Genomic DNA, 21,443 nt, shown 5'->3' on the forward strand with positions numbered 1-21,443 from the left:
GTTAGCTGCTATCCTCGCCGCATGTCGCTTCACGAACTTCACGAAACGCTCGCCACCATCGACGACCCATCGCACGCCCTATGGCGCGCGCGGCTCGAACTCGGCTTCGCCAGACACGGCGAGCGAACCACCCTCGCCCATCGCCTGCACGAAGGCCCGTTGCGCCTGCAACGCCCGCTCTACCCCGAAGGGCCGTCCATCTGCCACGCCGTCATCGTGCATCCGCCCGGCGGCGTCGCGGGCGGCGACCGGCTCGATATCGACATCCGCCTCGACGCGCAGACCCACGCCGTACTCACCACGCCCGGCGCAACCAAGTGGTACAAGTCGAATGGCCGCGCCGCACAACAGCGCATCGCGATCCGCGTCGGCGCAAACGCCAGGCTCGACTGGCTGCCGCAAAACAACATCGTCTTCGATCACGCCAACGCTTCGCTCGACTTCTCTCTGACGCTCGACGAGGGCGCCACCGCACTCGGCTGGGACGCCACGCAACTCGGCCGGCAGGCCGCGGGCGAAACCTGGTCGGCGGGTCGTCTGCGCGCGGTATCGCGCATCGTCGGCCCCGATGGCCAGCCGCTGTGGTTCGAACGCGCCAGGCTCGCCGCCAGCGACCCGCTGCGCGACGCGCCGCAAGGTCTGGCAGGCTTCCCCGCATTCGGCACGCTGTGGGCCGTCAGCCCGCAATGCAGCGACGCGCTCGCCGAAACGCTCACCGCCCAGTTGCCCTTCGACGATTCGATTCGCGCCGCCGCCTCGTGCGTGTGCGACGGCGTGCTGATCGTGCGGGCCGTCGCGCGATCGATGGAAACGCTTCAGCATGCGTTGACCCAATGCTGGCTACAGTTGCGGCCTGTCGTGCATCAGGTCGACGCGAAGCCGCTGCGGATCTGGTCTACCTGAGCGATCTAGCTGAGCGCTCCATCTGAGTAGACAACCTGAGCGCATCGCGCCGCCGCACCATCTCCGGGCATCGCGACGCGCCAACGTGGTGCAACGACACATGCAAGCTACAGGAAAGCCTTGCCTGGTCCGCATGGCATAGCCCTTGCTGCATATGGCGCCTCGCGAACGCCGCATTGAAGGCGCGTTGCGAAGCCCGCTAAAAATCACACGCCGAAGCTCATCGCCAACATGACCCAAACGACCGCACATCGCCCGCGCCGCGCGTGGCTCGCCGCCCTGCTGCTCACGCCGCTCCTGACGCTCGCCGCGCCCCTCGCCCACGCCGACACGCTCGACAACATCACGAAGGCAGGCGTTCTCAAGGTCGCCGTGCCCGAAGACTATCCGCCGTTCGGCTCGGTCGGCCCGGACCTGAAGCCCCAAGGCTACGACATCGACACGGCCGCGCTGCTCGCGAAGTCGATGAACGTGAAGCTCGAACTCGTGCCCGTCAACAGCGCGAACCGCATCCCGTATCTGCAAACCAACAAGGTCGATCTCGTGATCTCGTCGCTCGGCAAAACGCCGGAACGCGAGAAGGTCATCGATTTTTCGACGCCGTACGCGCCGTACTATCAAGGCGTGTTCGGTCCCGCCGACATCAAGGTCAGCAACCCCGCCGATCTCACGGGCAAAACCGTCGGCGCAACGCGCGGCGCGCTCGAAGAGATCGCGCTCACGCAAATGGCACCGAACGCGACCATCAAGCGCTTCGAAGACAACAACGCGACGATCGCCGCGTTCCTGTCGGGCCAGGTGCAGTTGATCGCGGCAGGCAACATCGTCGCCGCCGCCATCCTCGCGAAGAATCCGCCGCGCCGCCCGGAACCGAAGTTCGTCATCAAGAACTCGCCGTGCTTCGTCGGCATGAACAAGAACGAGCCGCGCCTGCAACAGAAGGTCGATGCCGCCATCGCGCAGGCGAAGCAGGACGGCACGCTCAACGCGATGTCGAAGAAGTGGTTCAGCGCGCCCTTGCCCGCCGATCTGTAAGCAGTGCGTCGGTTGAAGCTGGTATCGTGACGCGGCCATGCGCCGCGCGCGAGACGGGCGGCGGCGAGGCAGCGCCGGAATGGCCAACGCGGCTCTCGCTCACGCGGGCGCCATAGGATGAATGCGATAAGCGAATGCGATGAAGCTCACTCCACGCGAAAAAGACAAACTCCTGATCTTCACGGCCGCGCTGCTCGCGGAACGGCGCCGCGCACGCGGCCTCAAGCTCAATTACCCTGAAGCCGTCGCGTTCATCACGGCAGCGCTGATGGAAGCCGCGCGCGACGGCAAGACGGTTGCCGAAGTGATGCACTACGGCACCACGCTGCTCACGCGCGACGACGTGATGGAAGGCGTGCCCGAGATGATTCCCGATATCCAGGTCGAAGCCACCTTCCCGGACGGCACGAAGCTCGTGACCGTCCATCACCCTATTCCGTGACGAGGCGCGCATGATCCCAGGTGAACTGATTACCGACGACGGCGAACTCGAACTCAACGCGGGCCGCGCGACTGTCACGGTCACCGTATCGAACACGGGCGACCGGCCCGTGCAGGTCGGCTCGCATTACCACTTCTACGAAGTCAACACGGCGCTCGCATTCGATCGCGAAGCCGCGCGCGGCTTTCGCCTGAACATCGCGGCGGGCACCGCCGTACGCTTCGAGCCGGGCCAGGAACGCACGGTCGAACTCGTCGCGCTGGCGGGCGACCGCGTCGTCTATGGCTTCAACGGCAAGGTAATGGGCAAGCTCTGATCGCTGTGCTGACGCGCGAACATTCGGGAACCTCTCAAACATGACATTACGCATTGGCCGCCGCGCATACGCGGAAATGTTCGGCCCGACGACGGGCGACCGCGTGCGCCTCGCGGATACGGATCTGCTGATCGAAGTCGAACGCGACTACACGATCTACGGCGAAGAAGTGAAGTTCGGCGGCGGCAAGGTGATTCGCGACGGCATGGGCCAGTCGCAGCGCGTTGCCGCCGAGGTGGTCGATACCGTCGTGACGAACGCGCTGATTCTCGATCACTGGGGCATCGTCAAGGCCGACATCGGCATCAAGAACGGCCGCATCGCGGGCATCGGCAAGGCGGGCAATCCCGACATCCAGCCCGGCGTGACGATCGCGATCGGCGCGGCGACGGAAGTGATCGCGGGTGAAGGGATGATCGTGACGGCGGGCGGCATCGATACGCACATTCACTTCATCAGCCCGCAGCAGATCGACGAAGCGCTCGCGAGCGGCGTGACGACGATGCTCGGCGGCGGCACGGGCCCCGCGACGGGCACGAATGCCACGACCTGCACGCCGGGGCCGTGGCACATGGAGCGCATGCTGCAGGCCGCCGACGGCTATCCGATGAATCTCGGCTTTCTCGGCAAGGGCAACGTGAGCCAGCCGCAGCCCGCGCTCGAACAGATCGCAGCGGGCGCGATCGGCCTGAAGTTGCACGAGGACTGGGGCACCACGCCCGCCGCGATCGACAACTGTCTGTCCGTGGCCGACGACACCGACACGCAGGTCGCGATCCACACGGACACGCTGAACGAAGCGGGCTTCGTCGAAGCGACGGTCGCCGCGTTCAAGGGCCGCACGATCCACACGTATCACACGGAAGGCGCAGGCGGCGGCCACGCGCCCGACATCATCAAGGTATGCGGCGAAGCGAACGTGCTGCCGTCGTCGACCAATCCGACCCGCCCTTACACCGTCAATACGCTCGACGAACATCTCGACATGCTGATGGTGTGTCATCACCTCGATCCGTCGATTGCGGAAGACATCGCGTTCGCCGAATCGCGCATCCGTCGCGAAACGATCGCAGCGGAAGACATCCTTCACGATCTCGGCGCGCTGTCGATGCTGTCGTCGGATTCGCAGGCGATGGGCCGGGTGGGCGAAGTCATCATCCGCACGTGGCAAACCGCGCACAAGATGAAGGTGCAACGCGGCGCGCTGCCCGAAGACAACGCGCGCAACGACAACTTCCGCGCGAAGCGCTATGTCGCGAAGTACACGATCAATCCGGCGCTCACGCATGGCATCGCACATGAAGTCGGTTCGATCGAGCCGGGCAAATGGGCCGATATCGTGTTCTGGGAGCCCGCGTTCTTCGGCATCAAGCCCGCGTTGATCCTCAAGGGCGGCATGATCGCGATGGCGCAGATGGGAGATCCGAACGCGTCGATTCCGACGCCGCAGCCGGTGCACTATCGCGAGATGTTCGCGACGCGCGGCGGCGCATTGGGACGCACGTCGCTGACTTTCGTGTCGCAGATGGCGCTCGACGCGGGCGTCGCCGAGCGGTATGGCTTGAGCAAGCGTATCGTTGCGGTGAAGAACTGCCGCAGCGTCACGAAGGCGCACATGATCCACAACGCGTGGCAGCCGTCGATCAGCGTCGATCCCGAGACGTATCAGGTGATCGCCGACGGGCAATTGCTGACTTGCGAGCCGGCAAAAGTCCTGCCGATGGCGCAACGCTATTTCCTGTTCTGACCCGGTGCGCAGCACTTCAGTGCCGGGGAAGGATAGCGCGGACGACGCAGGCTGCCTTTGGGTGGTCAGTGCGGCGTTTGCCGCTGTTCGATGTATTAGCGGATGATTTCGATTGGCGCACCGCCACCGCTACCGGCAAAGCCTCGAAGTCGGCGCAGGTGGTGGAAAAGATGTGGTGCGGGTCGCCGAGAATTTCTTTGGTGAACACGTCCCGGCGATATCTGGTAACGAAGACGAAGTGGACATGCATCAAAGGCCGTTGTGTCTTCCGCGCCGGATATCGTTGTTGTTGTTCATAGACCAAACTAGACTATCCGCATGCAACGCCTCCAAGCCTTCAAATACGAACTCATGCCAACGGGCGAACAGCAGTGCAAGATGCGCCGCTTCGCCGGGGCGTGTCGCTTCGTGTTCAACAAGGCGCTGGCATTACACAAGGAACGTTACGAACAGGGCGAGAAGAAGCTGGGTTATGCCGGTCTGTGCAAGTTGCTCACTGAATGGCGAAATGGCGCGCAGACGCCTTGGCTCAAGGATGCGCCGAATCACCCGCTTCAGCAGGCGCTCAAGGATTTGGAACGCGCCTATACCAACTTTTTTGCCAGGCGGGCCGACTCCCCGCGCTTTAAGAAGAAGGGCCAAGGCGACAGCTTTCGTTATCCCGATCCGAAACAGGTGAAGCTCGATCAGGCTAACAGCCGCATCTTCCTGCCCAAGCTTGGCTGGCTGCGCTATCGCAACAGCCGGGATGTGCTCGGCGCGATCAGGCAGGTCACGGTGTCGGCCAGCGGCGGCAAGTGGTATGTGAGCATCCAGACCGAGCGCAATGTCGATCAGCCGTTGCCGCAAGTCACCAGCGCAGTCGGTATCGATATGGGCATTACGCGCTTTGCCACGATGAGCGACGGCAATTACCTCGCGCCGCTCAACAGCTTCAGGCGGCACGAAGCCCGACTGCGCCTCGCACAGCGGGCCATGAGCCGCAAGACACAGTTCAGCAGCAACTGGAAGAAGGCAAAAGCCCACGTCCAGCGCATTCATTCCCGGATCGGCAACGCCCGCCGCGATTATCTGCACAAGGCCACGACCGCGATCAGCCAAAATCACGCGATGGTGTGTATCGAGGACTTGCAGGTGCGCAACATGTCAAGGTCGGCGGCAGGCGACACCGGGCAACCGGGCAAGAACGTTCGGGCCAAGTCCGGCCTGAACAAGGCAATCCTCGATCAGGGCTGGTTCGAGTTCCGCCGGCAACTGGACTACAAGCTGGCGTGGAATGGCGGCCACCTCATCGCCGTGCCACCGCAGAACACGAGCCGGACGTGTCCGGCCTGCGGTTGCGTGCGTGCGGAAAACCGGCAGACGCAAGCGAAATTCGCCTGTGTCGAATGTGGGTTCGAGGAAAACGCCGATCTGGTCGGCGCGATCAACATCCTGGCGCGAGGACATCGCGTTGCAGCCTGTGGAGAGCCGGTGCAGTCGGGCCGCTCCGCGAAGCAGGAACCCACCGAGGCGATCTGAAACACGCACCACCGTTTTAGACGCAGTAGAATTCCCTGCCTTCAGGCAGGGGAGGATGTCAAATGCGAACGATCGACAAGCTGTTGGGCGCTCATATCAAGCTCGCGCCCGTTCTCATCAAACGCGCGCCGATGCTGACGCTCGCGTTCGACGCGCGGTGCAAGAGCCGTCTTGCCGCGACGCTCGACAGCGGCGAAGACGTTGCGCTGCTGCTGCCGCGCGGCACCGTGCTGCGCGACGGCGATGTACTCGTCGCCGACGACGGCGGCCTCGTGCGCGTGGTCGCCGCGCCAGAGTCGGTGCTGTATGTGCGCGCACCCGATGTACTGACGTTGACGCGCGCCGCGTATCACCTCGGCAACCGGCATACGCCCGTCGAAGTCGGTGTGGATTATCTGAAGCTCGAATACGACCCGGTGCTTGCCGATATGCTCAAGCGCCTGGGCGCACTCGTCGATCAGGTCGAGATGCCGTTCCAGCCCGAGACGGGCGCGTATGGCGGCGGGCATCGGCATGGGCATGACGAGACCTTCGCCGAGGACTATGCGCTCGCGCAGCAGGTGTATGGCGAGCATCATGGGCATGCGCATTCGCACGATCATGGGCATGCGCACGAACACGCTCATGACCACGATCATGACCACGCTCACGGTGACTGTGATTCGTCGTGCGGTCACGATCATGGTCACGGTCAACATCATGCGCATCGCTGAGCTGACGGCGCTGTTGCATCTCGCGTCGCCGGCTTTGCCGATCGGCGCATTTAGCTATTCGCAGGGACTCGAAGCCGCGATCGAAGCGAAGCTCGTTACGGACGGCGACACGGCATGCGCGTGGATCGGGAGTGGCCTCTCGAACGTACTCGCGCAGGGCGAGTTGCCGTTTCTCGCGCATCAGATCGAACGTTGGCGCGCGCATGATGCCGCTGCGTTGAGGCAGGGTAACCGTGAGTTTCTCGCGAGCCGCGAGTCGATGGAATTGCGGCGCGAAACGGAGCAGATGGGCTGGTCGCTGCGGCAGTTGTGTGCATCGCTCGAATGGGGCGATGCGGAGCGCCGCGCGACGCTTGCGTCGATCACGCCGATTGCGCAACCGACGGCCTTCGCGTTCGCCGCGTTCGCGCACGACGCTTCCACGGATGCGGCCCTCGCCGCCTATGCGTTCAGCTGGGTGGAGAATCAGGCTGCCGCCGCGTTGAAGGCCGTGCCGCTCGGTCAGCTTGCCGGGCAGCGGATCATCGTTGCGCTGCGCGAGCCGATCGACGCGGCCGTCCGGCAGGCGCTCGCCACCTCAGCCGACGACATCAACACGTTTGCGCCGCAACTCGGCATTTTGTCGGGGCGGCACGAGTCGCAGTATTCGCGGCTCTTTCGCTCATAGTCATTGGTTTTTTTGTTTTTCACGGTCAGAACATGAACGCTCCTCATCCGATGCATCGCACGAAGAAACTGCCGCCGCTGCGCGTGGGCGTCGGCGGGCCTGTCGGCTCTGGCAAGACGACGCTGCTGGAAATGCTCTGCAAGGCGATGCGTGACAAGTACGATCTCATCGCGATCACCAACGATATCTACACGAAAGAGGACCAGCGCCTGCTGACGGTGGCGGGGGCGCTTCCTGCCGAGCGCATCATGGGTGTGGAGACGGGCGGGTGCCCGCATACGGCGATACGCGAGGATGCGTCGATCAATCTCGAAGCGGTCGACCGGATGCTGACGCGGTTTCCCGATGCGGATATCGTTTTTATCGAGTCGGGCGGGGATAATCTTGCGGCGACGTTTAGTCCTGAGTTGTCGGACTTGACCATCTATGTGATTGATGTCGCGGGCGGTGAGAAGATTCCGCGCAAGGGTGGGCCAGGGATTACGAAGTCGGATTTGCTTGTGATCAATAAGACCGATCTTGCGCCGATGGTCGGGGCGAATCTCGAGGTGATGGCGTCGGATGCCGCCAGGATGCGTGGCGAGCGGCCTTTCGTTATGTCTAATTTGAAGGCCCTCGATGGGCTGGATCGGGTGGTTTCGTTTATTGAGGAGAAGGGGTTATTGCGGGTGTGATGTTTTTTGTCTGCGACGCTGGGGTGGTTTGCTTTGGCTATGCGTTGGCATCCGCGTTTTGTTAGTGTGATTCGGGCTTTGCCGTTCGTGTGTTTTGGCCTTTGCTGCAGGGAGGCGGAGTTAGTGAGGCTGCGCTTTCCAATGAAATCAAACACATAACCACCAATACTCGATACTGGTCGGCGCAAACAGGATTGAGATCGTGAGAATCGCCGGATTTTTCCCGAATTAGTAAGACTGCCGGGATGGGGAAGCGACTCAGGTTGCATGCAGCCGCTTGCCTCCTTGCCAGGTTCGCAAGCGGCAGCGCCTGATGATCGGTCGTCGCAACTGGTGTCGACCGCGCCCGGGTTCAGCATGAGGAACATCGTCCGTGCACGGTCAACGAAGGGCGCGTCGCCGGCTCGCGGTATCGGTAGGTACGGAAATGGTTGATCGTTGCGCTCATGCTAGGATTCCCCCAACAAACGGGGAAAAAGCGATGGCAGTGCACGCTATAACGGCGGTTCGGATGGACGGGAATTCGCAAAGGGTCACACATGTGCTTTGGGGGCAGGTGTCCGTCAGCGGAGAGCAATTTGAGGTCGCTCCGCACGCATCGCCTGTAATCGAAGTGGTGGATGCACTGGCTAAGGGCGACACCGTCGTAACAGTCTTTCCGCTGGATGGACAGCGTGTCGCTGGCCCAGAAGTCCGACGCGTCGTCGACGAGGCCGGACGCGAAGGCATCGAAATGGTGGTCGCTGATTCCGATGCAGACCGAACGCTCGCGGACCTGCCACGGCTTGATCACGAATAGAGCGCTCATCAGATCGGCTCTAACGGGCGGAGTTCAACTACCCGCATCCCGAATCGACGCAGAGAACTTGCCCCAAGCTGCGCGCGTCGGCGCATCGTCTGAACATGCGAGTGGGCTTGTCGTGCGTTCCCCATCAGGCAGTGATCGGCCCAGACTGTGTCGAAACGGGCGGCCACAAGAAATAACGAAACCGGTCTCATCGGACGTTGCAGCTTTTCGATTGCGACAAGCCGAACGAAACCCGGCGAACAGATTGCAAAGGTTCAACAACCCCATGCGGGCATCACGCCCGCATTGCTGTCATAAGCGTTTCTGAACCGAGTAACCGGATCACTCGCTTCATGTTGTACGCCAGCACGTGCAAGCTCATTTCAGTGCTCACTCGTTCGATGGTCCGCGTGAGGAAATGAGTGGCCCCCATCCATGCCTTAATCGTGCCGAAGGGATGCTCGACTGTCTCTCGCCGGGTACGCATTATCTCAGGAGCATGATCAAGTCGCGCCTGCATTTCCTCAACAAGGGTCTCGTGCTCCCAGCGGGTCATACGCCGCTCAGTGCCCGGCGTACATTTCTCTTTTAACGAGCACTGCTGGCAATTCGAACTCCAATACTTGCCGAGCTTCAGAGCACGCTCTATGGTCCAGCATCGCCAGATGAGCCGCTCACCAGCCGGACACCGATATTCGTTCGTTTCCGGGTTGTAAATAAAATCATCCCTGCTGAAACGGCCATGCGCCGTGGCGGTTGATGTCACCGTCTTTGCCACGAATACGGTGATGCCAGCTTCGTGGCATGCAAGTATCTCTTCGCTCTTGTAGTAGCCTCGATCCGCGATCGCAGTGAGTTTGCCTACACCCATTTCCGTTCGGGCAAGCTTCGCCATCGACGTCAGTTGATCACGATCAATGCCGTTGTTAGTTACCTCGTGCGCGACGATCAAATGGTGCTTCGTATCCACTGCCGTCTGGACGTTGTAGCCAACAACTCCGGTCCCACGCGTCTTCATTGAACGCGCGTCCGGGTCGGTAAGCGAAACCTGCTTGTCAGGTGTCGCGTTCAGTCGCACCTCGATCTCCTTGAGGCTTCGCATCTGCTCCTTCAAGGCCGCAATCTTGTCTTGCAGTCGCTCTGTCCTGACCTTCGCGACTGCCGGCTCCTGACGATCCGCTGTGTCCATTGCCTCGAGATAGCGAGCGATACTTGACTCGATGTCGCGCATGCGTCGTTCAAGCTTCGCGCTCGTGAAGTTACGGTCGCGGTGGTTCACCGCCTTGAACTTGCTGCCGTCAATCGCAACGATCGCTTCGGCGAAGAGGTCCAGACGCTGGCACAGCACGACGAACTGACGGCAGACGCTACGGATCGCTTTGCCGTTGTCTTTACGGAACCGCGCAATGGTCTTGAAGTCTGGTGCCAGGCGGCCCGTAAGCCACATGAGTTCGACGTTGCGCTGAGCCTCGCGTTCAAGGCGGCGGCTCGACTGAATACGATTCAGGTACCCGTAGATTTAGATCTTGAGCATCACCTCGGGGTGATACGACGGCCGACCAGTCAACGCTGGTTCGACGCCCTCAAACCCAAGCTTACGAAGATCAAGCTCATCGACAAAGACATCAACTACGCGCACGGGATTGGTGTCCGTCACGTAGTCATCGAGCGCTTCAGGAAGGAGAGAGCTTTGTGTACGATTGTCGCCTTGAACGAACCGTTTCATGTTGCTCATCCTCGCTTTCGGATGGCAAATTTTAACGCATCCAAAATGCGTTTTGACACAATCTGGGCCATGAGCGGCCGGTCGAGGTCGTCGTCCAGTTTGGCTGACCAAGGCCTCGTCCGCCCTCGCTCAATGGCCGTTCTTCGGTGAGCAGATCGCAGGTGGCATTGCCTCCACGCGGCCAGAAGCGGCCGCACAAGACGCAAGGAGAGTGACCATTTCCTGGCGGATGACCGGATGACCGCCGGTCAGATTCGATTGACTCGGACGCTATGGACCGAGCCTTAGCCTGGCAACGCGAGGTGCACACGAGCTCCGGTATCCGCCTCGCCCTTCTACATGAGGTCGCAACTGGCTGATGTATTTTCAGTAGCCGCTGCGGCAATTAACCGTATCCATTGGCTTGACGACACAGCGCGGATTTAGTCGGACCCGTCGGCGTCCGATGCCTCTGTGAACTCACGTCTTGGCGGCGACCGGGAGTCGGAATGGGGCGCCGAGACGGTTGAAGGCGTTCATCGCAGCAATCGTTATCGTGAGGTCGACAAGTTCCTTTGGCGAGAACGCCGCCGAGGCCGCCGCATAGGCTTCATCTGAAGCATGCGTTTCGCTGACGAGAGTCACCTCTTCGGCCCAAGCCAAGGCGGCGCGCTCCTGAGCGGAGAACAGGTGCGGGACTTCGTCCCACACGGGCACCAGCGTCACCTTGTCGATGGACATGGTCTTTCTAAGATCGCGACTGTGCATATCGATGCAATGGGCACATCCGTTAATCTGTGAAACACGGAGGAACACGAGATGAATGAGTTCCTCGGGCAGGTTGGTGCTTTTGGTCACATAGTGATGGACACCGAAAAGCGCTTTTGCGCCGTCCGGGGCGATCTCGCTCCAGTTCAAGCGTGTCATCTTCGTCCTTTGCCGTTTGGCCATAAAATAACGTCTCTTGCGTCACGGGCGCGGGTTGGTTACTTCCCCTTCGCGCGTGACTCATGGCATAACGCGACTTTACTAGCCCGAGATCACGGACAACAGGCCCAAGAATTGGCGAAATGACTGAGCCAAAGACTATGCCCACGCTCGCAATTGAGATAGACCGTAATGCGGCGGCGTCCGTAGGCGAGCAGATCTACACGAGCCTCAGGCAAGCAATCATCGACGGTCGTCTTCAACCCGGAAGACGGTTACCCTCCGGCAGGGATCTCGCTGCGCAGCTCGGCGTCGCACGCGGAACGATCCTGGTGGCCTACGAGCGGCTGGCTTCCGAGAAGCTAGTGTTCGGCGCAGGCCCCGCCGGCACACGCGTCTGCGCGCAACTTCCTCCAGCGCCAATCGCGACCGAGATTCCGCTGGACGGGCCACTGTATACCTTTACACGACCGTATTCGAGCGCGCCGCTACCGTTCCAGATGGGCGTACCGGCTCACGATGCATTTCCCGCCAAGCTCTGGGCTCGAATGCGAGCGCGGGCAGTCCGTGCGGACGCCACTGGATACACGACCTACGCCGACCCTCGCGGCGAGCGCGACTTGCGCGCACAGATTGCCAGTCACCTGGCCATCAGTCGCCAGATTCAATGCCATCCCGATCAAGTTATTGTTACCAGCGGATACCGACAAGGACTGATGCTTACGCTCATCGCGCTCAGAGCTCACGGTCGCACCGCGTGGATCGAAGAACCGGGCTATCCGCTCGGAAGGAAAGCTCTGGAGCTGGCGGGGCTCACGGTTGCCCCTATCTCCGTCGATATGGAGGGGTTACGCGTCGAGGAAGGCATCGCTCGTGCTCCGCATGCCCTGTTAGCACTGGTCACGCCCGGCCAACATGCGCCGCTGGGCGCCGCTCTCTCGCCGGTAAGAAGGCGGGCGCTGCTCGAATGGGCTGAAGCGAAAGATGCTTGGATCATCGAAGATGATTACTTGGGCGAACTACAGTTGGTCGGACGGGCGGCGCCCGCCCTGGCTGCGGGTGATGGTGCGCAACGCGTGATCCACATCGGCGCATTCAGTAAGACAATCAGCCCCGCGCTGGGCCTCGGCTTCGTCGTCGCGCCGCGCGCACTGGCCGAACGCGTTGTCGAGACTGTTTCAGTAATGGCACCTGCTCCGAATAGGACGACACAGCTGGCACTAACGGAGTTTCTCGCAGATGGACACTTCATGCGCCACCTCCGACACATGAAGAAGGTCTACGCTGAGCGCCGCCATTTCGCTGTTGAACTGCTCAGGAAGCGATTTACGGAGGTCGTGGAATCGGGATTGGGGCTGATTGTCAAGTTGCCTGATGGTGTCGATGACCTGGAAATCGTTCATTCCGCGCGCAAGCAAAATCTTGCACCGTCAGCGCTGTCTGCGTGGTACCTGCGGACCGAGTTCGCGAGGAACGGCCTACTTTTGAGCGTAACGAATCTTCGGCCCGACAACATCCGTGCGGCGTGTGCTGCTCTCGAAGCTGTTGTTTCAGCACGCATCTCGCAACGTCGAGGCGTCGATGCAAGCCATCATTTCTTTTGATCGGCTTGGCGTGACCGGTACGGACAGCTTCGCGGTCATCCGTCTGAGCATATCGACGGTCCACTTCGGGTCGTGAGTACGCACTGCCGACTGGCCGCTTCCAGGAAGCAGAATTCCACTGGCCGCTTTCCGGCGATGAATTTGAAGAGCGGGCTGACGCAGCCCGACCCACTCCGGTCAGATAAGTTTCTCCGAACCGGTCAGTCAGCCAAATCCAGGTTTTGCGAAGTGGAGTGCCGATAAGCGGCCGTTGGCGACCTCACCGGATCGGCCACAAACGGTCATCCAGCGTCGTGAGCTAAATCGCGGACAATCTTCGCGATCATGGGGCGCGTGAACGTCTCTATCGGATCCACTCCGGGTCGACTAACTTCACCCGCGTCGAATGCTAAATAGACTTGATTAAAGAAGGCGGGCCAAGAGTCTTCACCCTGTGTGACAAAATCGTCATACACGAATCCGACTACAGCGATCGCGACCGCGTCACAAAACCAAAATGACAGTCTGCCCTCGTGAAACCCGAGAGCGAGGTGCCGAGCCATCACGTCGTACGCGTGGCGCCTCGTTGATCCGACAATCTGAGTCCAGCGTTTAAAGTCGCATGCTGACAGCAACGGCGCCGATCCTGTCTCGTCAAATCGCGCCTGCAACCGCTCTATAAAGCCAGCTTGCAGGACGTCTGGGACGGGGAGCATATTTCCAGCCTAGCTTTTCGTGGACGATGGAGTATAAACGGTACCGCAATGGCACATCGAGCGGACGCTTACGGCGATCTCTTAGGGTCGCTCAGGGTTGCTTCTAGCCGATTGCAGGAGTCAAGCCAGCTGCAGACGGTTTATGCGAGGCACATGAGGCCGTGGTTGGCCAGTTTCGGCCATTCGACCTTACGGAGAGGCTCGTCGACAATTCGCGAAAGTATAGGAAATTCCTTGGGGGCTCGTACTGAATGAGGAAGACACTGGGTTACCTTCACGACGTTTGGCTCTGCCCGGACGAGTCCGCAACGCTCTTCCCGCATGCATCGCCCTTGGACCAGACGGAGATGCCGCCCGTGCTCTCAACGCGGTAGGCATCTCCGGGCAATGGCCGGCAACATGCGGTCACCGGCACGCGACGCCGGAATCTTCAACACTCCAATAGTCGGCAAAAAACTTCTTCATGGATGCATCGGGCTTACTGCAAGAACAGGTCGATAGATTTAGAGAATGGGCGGCGTTGTACCCAATCCATGAGCGGATCGGTGCGTGGGAGTGTGACTACGAACAGTGGCGACCGCTCTGGGCCGCCGCTATTGCGGTATTGGAATCGCTTCCCCCAGACGCGTGGACGGAGAAATGTAGTGCGGACTTGCTCTACGCAATTGCACGCGATAATGAGATGGAATGGATTGCAGGCCAACTTCCCGGCAAGCCTGATGCGCTGTCAAAGCTGGCGCGTTTATCAGTAAACTCACCCGAGTCAGATGCCAAGTGGCAACTGGCTGCACAGCTCGGAACACAAGCTGCGAGAAAGGCGGAAGCAGAAACGCTCCTGCTGCACCTCGTAGATGATGAAGACGAATATGTCAGCAGACGTTCGTTACTTGCACTTGGAGCATTGAAGTCGGCGCGTGCCGAGTTCCTCGCGGAGAGGGCATGGCTCACGGGTCACGAATATCAACGCATCGCCGCTTTATGGGTTCTCAAAGATGTTGCTCACGACAAACTTGTGGGGTATGTGCAACTGGCTAAGGAGGATGGCCGCAAGTTTGTCGTGGAGAATGCACAAGATGCGCTAGATGCATGTCGATGACCGACAGTTGGCTCGGAAAATATATATCGAACGGCGACTTTTAGGAAATGCGAGTGTCCCTTGTGGGTCGGCGTGAGTCTGTCACGGCTGGGAAGGTTCGACCCGAAGCGGTCTCCCGCGCTGACACAATTTAACGGCCGCTACCGGAGTTGTTCGGACGTACGCATGTTCCGCGTAATGGTACGGCAACCGTGGTTCGGCTCCGTTCGGAAACCCGATTGACACACTCCCCTCGTCCGCACGGCACGATCCACACCCAATCCTATCTGCTTCGTGTCAGCGATCATTTTTCTGAAGTGGTCTCTTCCGCAAACGGAAAGAAAGCCTGAAAAATGACGCCCCTTGGTATCGCCGCATCGGCCCAAAGGGCGTTGTCAGGTTGATGGCCCGGTCACGTAAGATGGCGTGATGAAGAAATCGAAATCGCTCTATCACGGTCACCGTTTTCCAGCCGAGGTCATCAGTTGCGCTGTGCGCTGGTATTTCCGCTTTCAGTTGAGCGTGCGCGACATCGAAGAACTGCTCTTCGTGCGGGGCGTGTCCGTGACATACGAGACAATCCGTTGCTGGTGCGATAAGTTTGGCAAGGGCTTCGCTCACCGGGTCAAAGCTGCGCGACGCAAGCCGGGTAGCACGTGGCACCTCGACGAGATGTTCGTCGCGCTGCGTGGCGAACCGCACCTGCTGTGGCGTGCGGTTGACGAGCATGGCTCCGAACTCGACATCCTGCTACAAAAGCGGCGCGACAAAGCCGCAGCCAAACGTTTCTTCAAGCGTGTGCTGCGCTCGAGCCCGGTACCACGCAAGATCGTCACCGATCAGTTGCGCAGCTATCCTGCGGCAAAAGCGGAGATCCCGGAACTCGCGAACGTAAAGCACGTGTTCGTCAAAGCAGCGGCCCGACTGAACAATCGCGCAGAAAACAGCCACCAACCAACGCGCGAACGCGAGCGTCGCATGCGCGGCTTTCGCGACCCGAAACGCACGCAGAAATTTCTCTCGGGCTTCGGGCCGATCAGGCAACACTTCGCACTCAAGCGGCATCTGCTGCACGCTTCACTCTATCGCAGACAGCTCGCGGCGCGATTCGTTGCCTGGTGCGAACTCACCAACGTTACCCAAAATCCGTCCTACGTGTTCTAAGGGACGCTTTTTCCTGCCGTCTTTCCGCCTCAGTCTCGATAAGTTGACAGAGCCCCCGGTAAATTTGTTGGCGTAAACCCAAGCAAGTGATTGGGCCACGCACTCCTGCCACCTTCCGTTGACGAATGCTGGGACGGCCAGACCATGAGCCGAAATAAGGTTGGCGTTGCTGACGCGGTATGCCGAACTTGGTGAATACTCCCGTGGACACCGGTCTGGTACCGATGGTTTTCTGGGGCTCTACATGAGCGAGGGGCGAACGCCAAAGTACCGGCCCTCGCCTTGATCCCGATGGATGACTGGTGCAGACCAGCGCTGCAACCAGATGATAGAAAAATCGGATGCGCACTCATGCGCTTCAACGTGAAGAGGCGTTGAAATTGCTTCACATAAGCAGGGACAGGCCTGAGAGGCGCGTGTTTGTCTCTTGACCTTGGCCTTTCAATGGATGACAAATTTGCTTCGCTGCGCAACGAAGTAAAGGCGTCAACTCTGTGGCTCACGCCCTGCCCGGGCGTGGATTGACCAGTGACAAGATTACTTCGCTCTACGCATACCGAACGACATCATGGCCAACATGAAACGCAACGCGGAGCGTGAACATCGCATCGAGATGGAAGTGGTCGTCGACGCCTATAACGAAGAAGAACGGGCGATGGGATGGTATTGCTATCTCGAAGAGCAGCTTACGTTTCCATTCAAGCACCCGGGCATCAATCCCTGATTTCGTGATGCCACCCTTTGTCGTAGTTGAACCAAAGTGCGTGGATATGGCCGTCAGCGGAACGGAAAAGGTTGTGTTGTTCGTTCTTGAAGGCGTATCCAAATGGATCACCGACGGCCGAGGGTACGCCCGGTAGCATTGCAGTACGATCCTCGTGGTGCCAGCCACTATCGTAAGTGAACCACAGCGCGTGAATATGACCGTCGAGTGAGCGGAAGAGGTTGTGCTGCTCATTGTTAAAAACGTAGCCAAATGGTGCACCGACAGCCGATGGAGCACTCAGCATCTTCGTGCGGTCCTCATGATGCCAGCCACTATCGTAAGTGAACCACAGCGCGTGAATATGACCGTCGAGTGAGCGGAAGAGGTTGTGCTGCTCATTGTTAAAAACGTAGCCAAATGGCGCACCGACAGCCGATGGAGCACTCAGCATCTTCGTGCGGTCCTCATGATGCCAGCCACTATCGTAAGTGAACCACAGCGCGTGAATGTGACCATCAGCTGAGTGGAAGAGGTTGTGCTGCTCATTGTTGAAAGCGTAGCCGAATGGCTGGCCAATCGCGGCGGGTACGCCCAGTGGAATCACTGTACGGTCCTCATGGTGCCAACCGGTCTCGAAGTTGAACCACAGTGCGTGAACGTGTCCGTCGGCCGAAATAAATAGGTTGTGCTGCTCATCATTAAATACGTAACCGAATGGGCCGCTTATCGACACTGGGATGCCTGGCATCATCGCCGTGCGGTCGTCGTGGTGCCACCCGTCCGCGTAGTTGAACCAAAGGGCATGAATATGACCGTCGGCCGAGCGAAACAGGTTGTGCTGCTCGTTTTTGAACGCATAGCCACACAGATCGCCGATTGCGGTGGGTGTGTTCGGCACAATTGCCGAGCGATCCTCCTGATGCCAGCCACCATCGTAATTAAACCATTGCGCTCGAATGTTGCCGTCTGCTGACCGGATCAGGTTGTGTTGCTCGTCGATAAATACATAGCCGAACGGGTCTGATACGGCCGGTGGAATCGGGCGAGTGTTTGCGGTCATGTCAAACCTCTTGAAATTACGTTCCGAGCAGTGCCATTGGGCGCATCCTAAGCGCAAAATGAATACCCTGCGATACCGTCATGCCATCGACGATCGATTGCATTTCTAGATCACGATCGGCCCTTGCCATGCGCCCGCACCGACGATCCACATCGAATTGACGGCACCGTTGCCGTCGGTGAAGAATATATGCAGCTGATTCTCGAACCGACGGGCCGCGACAATGAGTGTGCCACCGATTGTAGTGTTTGGTGGTGTGAGCGGGGCCGGCCCCTGCCAGACGCCTGTGTCGGTCACCCACATCACATTCACAACACCGTGGCCGTCCACAAAGAACAGGTCGAGCTGATCCTCGGCTTGTCGGGCAGATCCCACCGGAGCACCCGGCACGGCCGTGCCGCGTGGTGTGAGCGGGGCCGGCCCCTGCCAGACGCCTGTGTCGGCCACCCACATCACATTCACAACGCCGTGGCCGTCCACGAAGAACAGGTCGAGCTGATCCTCGGCTTGTCGGGCGGACCCGACCGGAGCACCCGGCACGGCCGTGGCGGGTGGCGTGAGCGGGGCCGGCCCTTGCCAGACGCCTGTGTCGGTCACCCACATCACATTCACAACACCGTGGCCGTCCACAAAGAACAGGTCGAGCTGATCCTCGGCTTGTCGGGCAGATCCGACCGGAGCACCCGGCACGGCCGTGCCGCGTGGTGTGAGCGGGGCCGGCCCCTGCCAGACGCCTGTGTCGGCCACCCACATCACATTCACAACGCCGTGGCCGTCCACGAAGAACAGGTCGAGCTGATCCTCGGCTTGTCGGGCGGTCGCGATAGAGGCGCCGGGCGCAACCGTAGCGGGTGGCGTGAGCGGGACCGGCCCTTCCCACACGCCTGAGTCGACCGTCCACATGACGTTGACTGCGCCGTTGTTGTCCGCGAAGAACACATCGATCTGGTTGTCCGACTGCCGCACGGTCGCCATCGGCTGGCCGGGCGTGACGCTTCCCAGCGGGCTAATCTCGACGGCTCCCTGCCAGGGACTGCGTCCCAGTACCCACTTGACGGCCGCCGCGCCGAAGCGATCGGCGACGAAGATGTCTAGCTGTGCAGGCGTCTGGTCAGAGATACAAATCCGCGCGCCTGACGTCGTTACCCTCCCATACACGTAGTCGACAGCTGCAAGATCCTCCACGCTGGGCGCGTCACGTTGTCCAACGTTAATGTTGGTTTTGTTATTGACCTTCAGGGTGGTCGGAGGGGTGCTTTTGGGAGGGTAATGCATGATCGATTGGAGGTCGTACGGCCCAATCGGAGTGGCTTCCGGGGATGGTCCATAGTTCGAATCACCATCACCACCAACGATCGTAACGAATGCTGCCGAATCAGGCCGCTGATGCTCGTGAAAGAGCCCAATCGTATGACCAAGTTCATGCATCAGCGTACCGGGCTTATATTTGTCAGGCACGAACGCAACTGGTCCTTCCCATACACCCAGATCAGCAACCCACATAACGTTCAACCCACCGCTACCGTCCACAAAGAACAGGTCGAGCTGATCCTCGGCTTGTCGGGCGGACCCGACCGGAGCACCCGGCACGGCCGTGCCGCGTGGTGTGAGCGGGGCCGGCCCCTGCCAGACGCCTGTGTCGGCCACCCACATCACATTCACAACGCCGTGGCCGTCCACGAAGAACAGGTCGAGCTGATCCTCGGCTTGTCGGGCGGACCCGACCGGAGCACCCGGCACGGCCGTGCCGCGTGGTGTGAGCGGGGCCGGCCCCTGCCAGACGCCTGTGTCGGTCACCCACATCACATTCACAACACCGTGGCCGTCCACAAAGAACAGGTCGAGCTGATCCTCGGCTTGTCGGGCAGATCCCACCGGAGCACCCGGCACGGCCGTGCCGCGTGGTGTGAGCGGGGCCGGCCCCTGCCAGACGCCTGTGTCGGCCACCCACATCACATTCACAACGCCGTGGCCGTCCACGAAGAACAGGTCGAGCTGATCCTCGGCTTGTCGGGCGGACCCGACCGGAGCACCCGGCACGGCCGTGGCGGGTGGCGTGAGCGGGGCCGGCCCTTGCCAGATGCCTGTGTCGGTCACCCACATCACATTCACAACACCGTGGCCGTCCACAAAGAACAGGTCGAGCTGATCCTCGGCTTGTCGGGCGGTCGCGATAGAGGCGCCGGGCGCAACCGTAGCGGGTGGCGTGAGGGGAACCGGCCCTTCCCACACGCCTGAGTCGACCGCCCACATGGCGTTGACTGCGCCGTTGTTGTCCGCGAAGAACACATCGATCTGGCTGTCCGACTGCCGCGCGGTCGCCATCGGCTGGCCGGGTTGACCGACCCTGGGTCCAGTCACCGCATTTGGTCCTACCCAAGTACCAGTTCCAACAACAAAGTTAACTCGCAACGCGCCGTCGCCATCGAAGTAAAAGCAGTCGACCTGATCCGCTAATTGATTGATCGCGGACACTGCCGCCCCAGCGGGAATCGCCGGAAAATAGGCGGCCTTGATGTCCTGACGCCCTCCCCTGCGACCAACTTTGGACTGAGCAACGATCTCGTCCGGAACGAACCTGACGTAATCGCTTTCGTCTACACGGGGGACTATCCTCACCACGGCGGCCCCGGTGTTCCACGCATTTACTGCGTTTTCAATGTTGGCGCGATGCGGTGAGCCGATTGGAAAGGACAGTTCGTCGAAAGCAAAAGGCACCCTCCCATTGAGCCATTTGTGCGTTCCGTGGAAAATCGTGTATGACATTTCGTTTCCTTGCGTTCTGCTTGTCAACGCTACTGTGCGGGGCAGACGTTGGAGGGGCAGACGTTGGAGGTGCCGACTGGAATGCAACTGTGTGCTGTCCCGTCGACCGAAAGCGTAACTTACGTGACCAATTCAGCTGGGGCTGACGTATCACTTCAAGTGCACATTCGTGAATCAGGCAGACAAAAAATCACTAAAGTTAAAAAGAACAGCGCGCCCGGTCGGCTTCGTCGCGCGATCGCGAGATAGGGTTTGATATAGCGGATCGTTCACAGCATCCAATCTTTAATTGGAACTCCCGAGACTGGCCTAAAACTCTTTCAGGCGAGCATTGATGAAACGACGGCCTCATACGACCGAAACTCGGATCTCCTATTTCGCACCCAATTCTTCTCAAAGTTCTAAACGGACCAACGTTTTTGCTTTGAAAAAAACAATCCTCGCTTTTTGCAATCGTTCACCAAACCGGACATAAGCAACGCTGGTATTCTTGATCTGGAAATGGTCGATTAGAAAAGCGTTATTCGCGCCAAAACGCTTTCATCCGCAGAATACAGGTGCGCCACGAGCGCGATTGGTAACGGTCACCATTGATCGCATAAGTGGATTTAAGACACCGTGCGATTAGCTTAGGAAAGTTTCAAAGCTGTTTCAAGGTAGACGACAACAGAACTTTGGTAATCTCAGGACCCATTGTTGCGACGTACCGTTACACGCCATCCTCGCATATGTCGCGGTCGATTAAGCAAATCACCGGACTTTGCTTCCGGTTGAAGTACATAGTGCACCTCCGAGGATTTTGCGTGGATTGCTGGACATCGCAATTACATACAATAAGGATATCCAGGCATTGAGTGGAACGCCGAATGCATAAGCGCGCAGTACCCTGAGCAACTGACCGGCGGACTGGGCCATGCGGCCCTCCGCTCAGGCCTG

At 59.9% G+C, this 21,443-nt stretch carries 17 protein-coding genes and 2 pseudogenes; 14 read left to right on the forward strand and 5 right to left on the reverse strand.

Annotated features, from left to right (window positions below; genetic code table 11):
• Positions 1–21: 21 nt before the first annotated feature.
• The 5 genes from C2L66_RS12060 to ureC all read left to right on the forward strand — a co-directional run bounded on the left by C2L66_RS12060 (position 22) and on the right by ureC (position 4,443).
• On the forward strand, positions 22–903 hold the full coding sequence (locus tag C2L66_RS12060; RefSeq protein ID WP_060599934.1) for an urease accessory protein UreD: 882 nt from the start codon (positions 22–24) through the stop codon (positions 901–903).
• A 231-nt stretch (positions 904–1,134) separates the two neighbouring features.
• Positions 1,135–1,938, forward strand: a complete 804-nt coding sequence (locus C2L66_RS12065) for a transporter substrate-binding domain-containing protein (protein ID WP_060599932.1) — start codon at positions 1,135–1,137, stop codon at positions 1,936–1,938.
• 139 nt (positions 1,939–2,077) lie between these two features.
• A complete protein-coding gene (gene ureA / locus C2L66_RS12070; protein ID WP_006048588.1) occupies positions 2,078–2,380 on the forward strand; it encodes an urease subunit gamma in 303 nt (100 codons plus the stop codon).
• A 10-nt stretch (positions 2,381–2,390) separates the two neighbouring features.
• Entirely contained in the window at positions 2,391–2,696 is a 306-nt protein-coding gene (locus C2L66_RS12075) for an urease subunit beta (protein WP_007735637.1), read from the forward strand.
• 40 nt (positions 2,697–2,736) lie between these two features.
• Positions 2,737–4,443: an urease subunit alpha gene (gene ureC / locus C2L66_RS12080; protein WP_054928731.1), complete on the forward strand. Its 1,707-nt coding sequence runs from the start codon at positions 2,737–2,739 to the stop codon at positions 4,441–4,443.
• Between the two features lie 16 nt (positions 4,444–4,459).
• On the opposite strand, the gene C2L66_RS12085 is transcribed toward ureC, so the two are convergent.
• A complete protein-coding gene (locus C2L66_RS12085) occupies positions 4,460–4,747 on the reverse strand; it encodes a transposase (RefSeq protein WP_409372562.1) in 288 nt (95 codons plus the stop codon).
• Between the two features lie 14 nt (positions 4,748–4,761).
• Between C2L66_RS12085 and C2L66_RS12090 the strand changes: the two genes are divergently transcribed.
• The 5 genes from C2L66_RS12090 (at position 4,762) to C2L66_RS12110 (ending at position 8,817) form a co-directional block, all read left to right on the forward strand.
• Entirely contained in the window at positions 4,762–5,964 is a 1,203-nt protein-coding gene (locus tag C2L66_RS12090; RefSeq protein WP_060599930.1) for an RNA-guided endonuclease InsQ/TnpB family protein, read from the forward strand.
• 62 nt (positions 5,965–6,026) lie between these two features.
• Positions 6,027–6,677, forward strand: a complete 651-nt coding sequence (ureE, locus tag C2L66_RS12095) for an urease accessory protein UreE (protein WP_060599929.1) — start codon at positions 6,027–6,029, stop codon at positions 6,675–6,677.
• Complete coding sequence (locus C2L66_RS12100) at positions 6,664–7,344, forward strand: urease accessory protein UreF (RefSeq protein WP_060602520.1); 681 nt, start codon at positions 6,664–6,666, stop codon at positions 7,342–7,344. The genes ureE and C2L66_RS12100 overlap by 14 nt, the downstream gene beginning before the upstream one ends.
• 32 nt (positions 7,345–7,376) lie before the next feature.
• On the forward strand, positions 7,377–8,018 hold the full coding sequence (ureG, locus tag C2L66_RS12105) for an urease accessory protein UreG (RefSeq protein WP_054928733.1): 642 nt from the start codon (positions 7,377–7,379) through the stop codon (positions 8,016–8,018).
• 511 nt (positions 8,019–8,529) lie between these two features.
• Complete coding sequence (locus C2L66_RS12110; protein WP_148654566.1) at positions 8,530–8,817, forward strand: phosphatidylserine/phosphatidylglycerophosphate/cardiolipin synthase; 288 nt, start codon at positions 8,530–8,532, stop codon at positions 8,815–8,817.
• 283 nt (positions 8,818–9,100) lie between these two features.
• Here the strand turns inward: C2L66_RS12110 and C2L66_RS12115 are convergent.
• Positions 9,101–10,531: pseudogene (locus C2L66_RS12115) on the reverse strand (IS1182 family transposase).
• 459 nt (positions 10,532–10,990) lie between these two features.
• Positions 10,991–11,437, reverse strand: coding sequence for a carboxymuconolactone decarboxylase family protein (locus tag C2L66_RS12120; RefSeq protein ID WP_060599925.1), 447 nt, complete (start codon positions 11,435–11,437; stop codon positions 10,991–10,993).
• Between the two features lie 161 nt (positions 11,438–11,598).
• Between C2L66_RS12120 and pdxR the strand changes: the two genes are divergently transcribed.
• From pdxR to C2L66_RS41610, 4 genes and pseudogenes are all read left to right on the forward strand, one after another.
• Positions 11,599–13,041, forward strand: a complete 1,443-nt coding sequence (gene pdxR / locus C2L66_RS12125) for a MocR-like pyridoxine biosynthesis transcription factor PdxR (protein WP_060602519.1) — start codon at positions 11,599–11,601, stop codon at positions 13,039–13,041.
• 1,158 nt (positions 13,042–14,199) lie between these two features.
• On the forward strand, positions 14,200–14,832 hold the full coding sequence (locus C2L66_RS12135) for a HEAT repeat domain-containing protein (RefSeq protein ID WP_060599921.1): 633 nt from the start codon (positions 14,200–14,202) through the stop codon (positions 14,830–14,832).
• 408 nt (positions 14,833–15,240) lie between these two features.
• Positions 15,241–15,975 carry an IS6 family transposase gene (locus C2L66_RS12140; protein WP_060599919.1) on the forward strand — a complete coding sequence of 245 codons (735 nt, stop codon included), beginning with the start codon at positions 15,241–15,243 and terminating at the stop codon, positions 15,973–15,975.
• Between the two features lie 568 nt (positions 15,976–16,543).
• Positions 16,544–16,672: pseudogene (locus tag C2L66_RS41610) on the forward strand (calcium-binding protein); the annotation flags it as partial.
• A gap of 16 nt (positions 16,673–16,688) precedes the next feature.
• Here the strand turns inward: C2L66_RS41610 and C2L66_RS41615 are convergent.
• A complete protein-coding gene (locus C2L66_RS41615; RefSeq protein WP_060599917.1) occupies positions 16,689–17,741 on the reverse strand; it encodes a hypothetical protein in 1,053 nt (350 codons plus the stop codon).
• Between the two features lie 105 nt (positions 17,742–17,846).
• The gene (locus tag C2L66_RS12150) at positions 17,847–20,507 is read right to left on the reverse strand and encodes a M12 family metallopeptidase (protein ID WP_060599915.1); all 2,661 of its coding nucleotides are present in this window, start codon (positions 20,505–20,507) and stop codon (positions 17,847–17,849) included.
• Positions 20,508–21,443: the final 936 nt, after the last annotated feature.

This window comes from Paraburkholderia caribensis (assembly GCF_002902945.1).
In the GTDB taxonomy this organism is placed as follows: Bacteria; Pseudomonadota; Gammaproteobacteria; order Burkholderiales; family Burkholderiaceae; genus Paraburkholderia; species Paraburkholderia caribensis.

Excerpts from the sequence above, each read along its gene's own strand:
- C2L66_RS12060 (WP_060599934.1), top strand. The coding sequence starts at position 22 with ATGTCGCTTCACGAACTTCACGAAACGCTCGCCACCATCGACGACCCA.
- C2L66_RS12065 (WP_060599932.1), top strand. The coding sequence starts at position 1,135 with ATGACCCAAACGACCGCACATCGCCCGCGCCGCGCGTGGCTCGCCGCC.
- ureA (WP_006048588.1), top strand. The coding sequence starts at position 2,078 with ATGAAGCTCACTCCACGCGAAAAAGACAAACTCCTGATCTTCACGGCC.
- C2L66_RS12075 (WP_007735637.1), top strand. The coding sequence starts at position 2,391 with ATGATCCCAGGTGAACTGATTACCGACGACGGCGAACTCGAACTCAAC.
- ureC (WP_054928731.1), top strand. The coding sequence starts at position 2,737 with ATGACATTACGCATTGGCCGCCGCGCATACGCGGAAATGTTCGGCCCG.
- C2L66_RS12090 (WP_060599930.1), top strand. The coding sequence starts at position 4,762 with ATGCAACGCCTCCAAGCCTTCAAATACGAACTCATGCCAACGGGCGAA.
- ureE (WP_060599929.1), top strand. The coding sequence starts at position 6,027 with ATGCGAACGATCGACAAGCTGTTGGGCGCTCATATCAAGCTCGCGCCC.
- C2L66_RS12100 (WP_060602520.1), top strand. The coding sequence starts at position 6,664 with ATGCGCATCGCTGAGCTGACGGCGCTGTTGCATCTCGCGTCGCCGGCT.
- ureG (WP_054928733.1), top strand. The coding sequence starts at position 7,377 with ATGAACGCTCCTCATCCGATGCATCGCACGAAGAAACTGCCGCCGCTG.
- C2L66_RS12110 (WP_148654566.1), top strand. The coding sequence starts at position 8,530 with ATGGACGGGAATTCGCAAAGGGTCACACATGTGCTTTGGGGGCAGGTG.
- C2L66_RS12120 (WP_060599925.1), bottom strand. The coding sequence starts at position 11,437 with ATGACACGCTTGAACTGGAGCGAGATCGCCCCGGACGGCGCAAAAGCG.
- pdxR (WP_060602519.1), top strand. The coding sequence starts at position 11,599 with ATGCCCACGCTCGCAATTGAGATAGACCGTAATGCGGCGGCGTCCGTA.
- C2L66_RS12135 (WP_060599921.1), top strand. The coding sequence starts at position 14,200 with ATGGATGCATCGGGCTTACTGCAAGAACAGGTCGATAGATTTAGAGAA.
- C2L66_RS12140 (WP_060599919.1), top strand. The coding sequence starts at position 15,241 with ATGAAGAAATCGAAATCGCTCTATCACGGTCACCGTTTTCCAGCCGAG.
- C2L66_RS41615 (WP_060599917.1), bottom strand. The coding sequence starts at position 17,741 with ATGACCGCAAACACTCGCCCGATTCCACCGGCCGTATCAGACCCGTTC.
- C2L66_RS12150 (WP_060599915.1), bottom strand. The coding sequence starts at position 20,507 with ATGTCATACACGATTTTCCACGGAACGCACAAATGGCTCAATGGGAGG.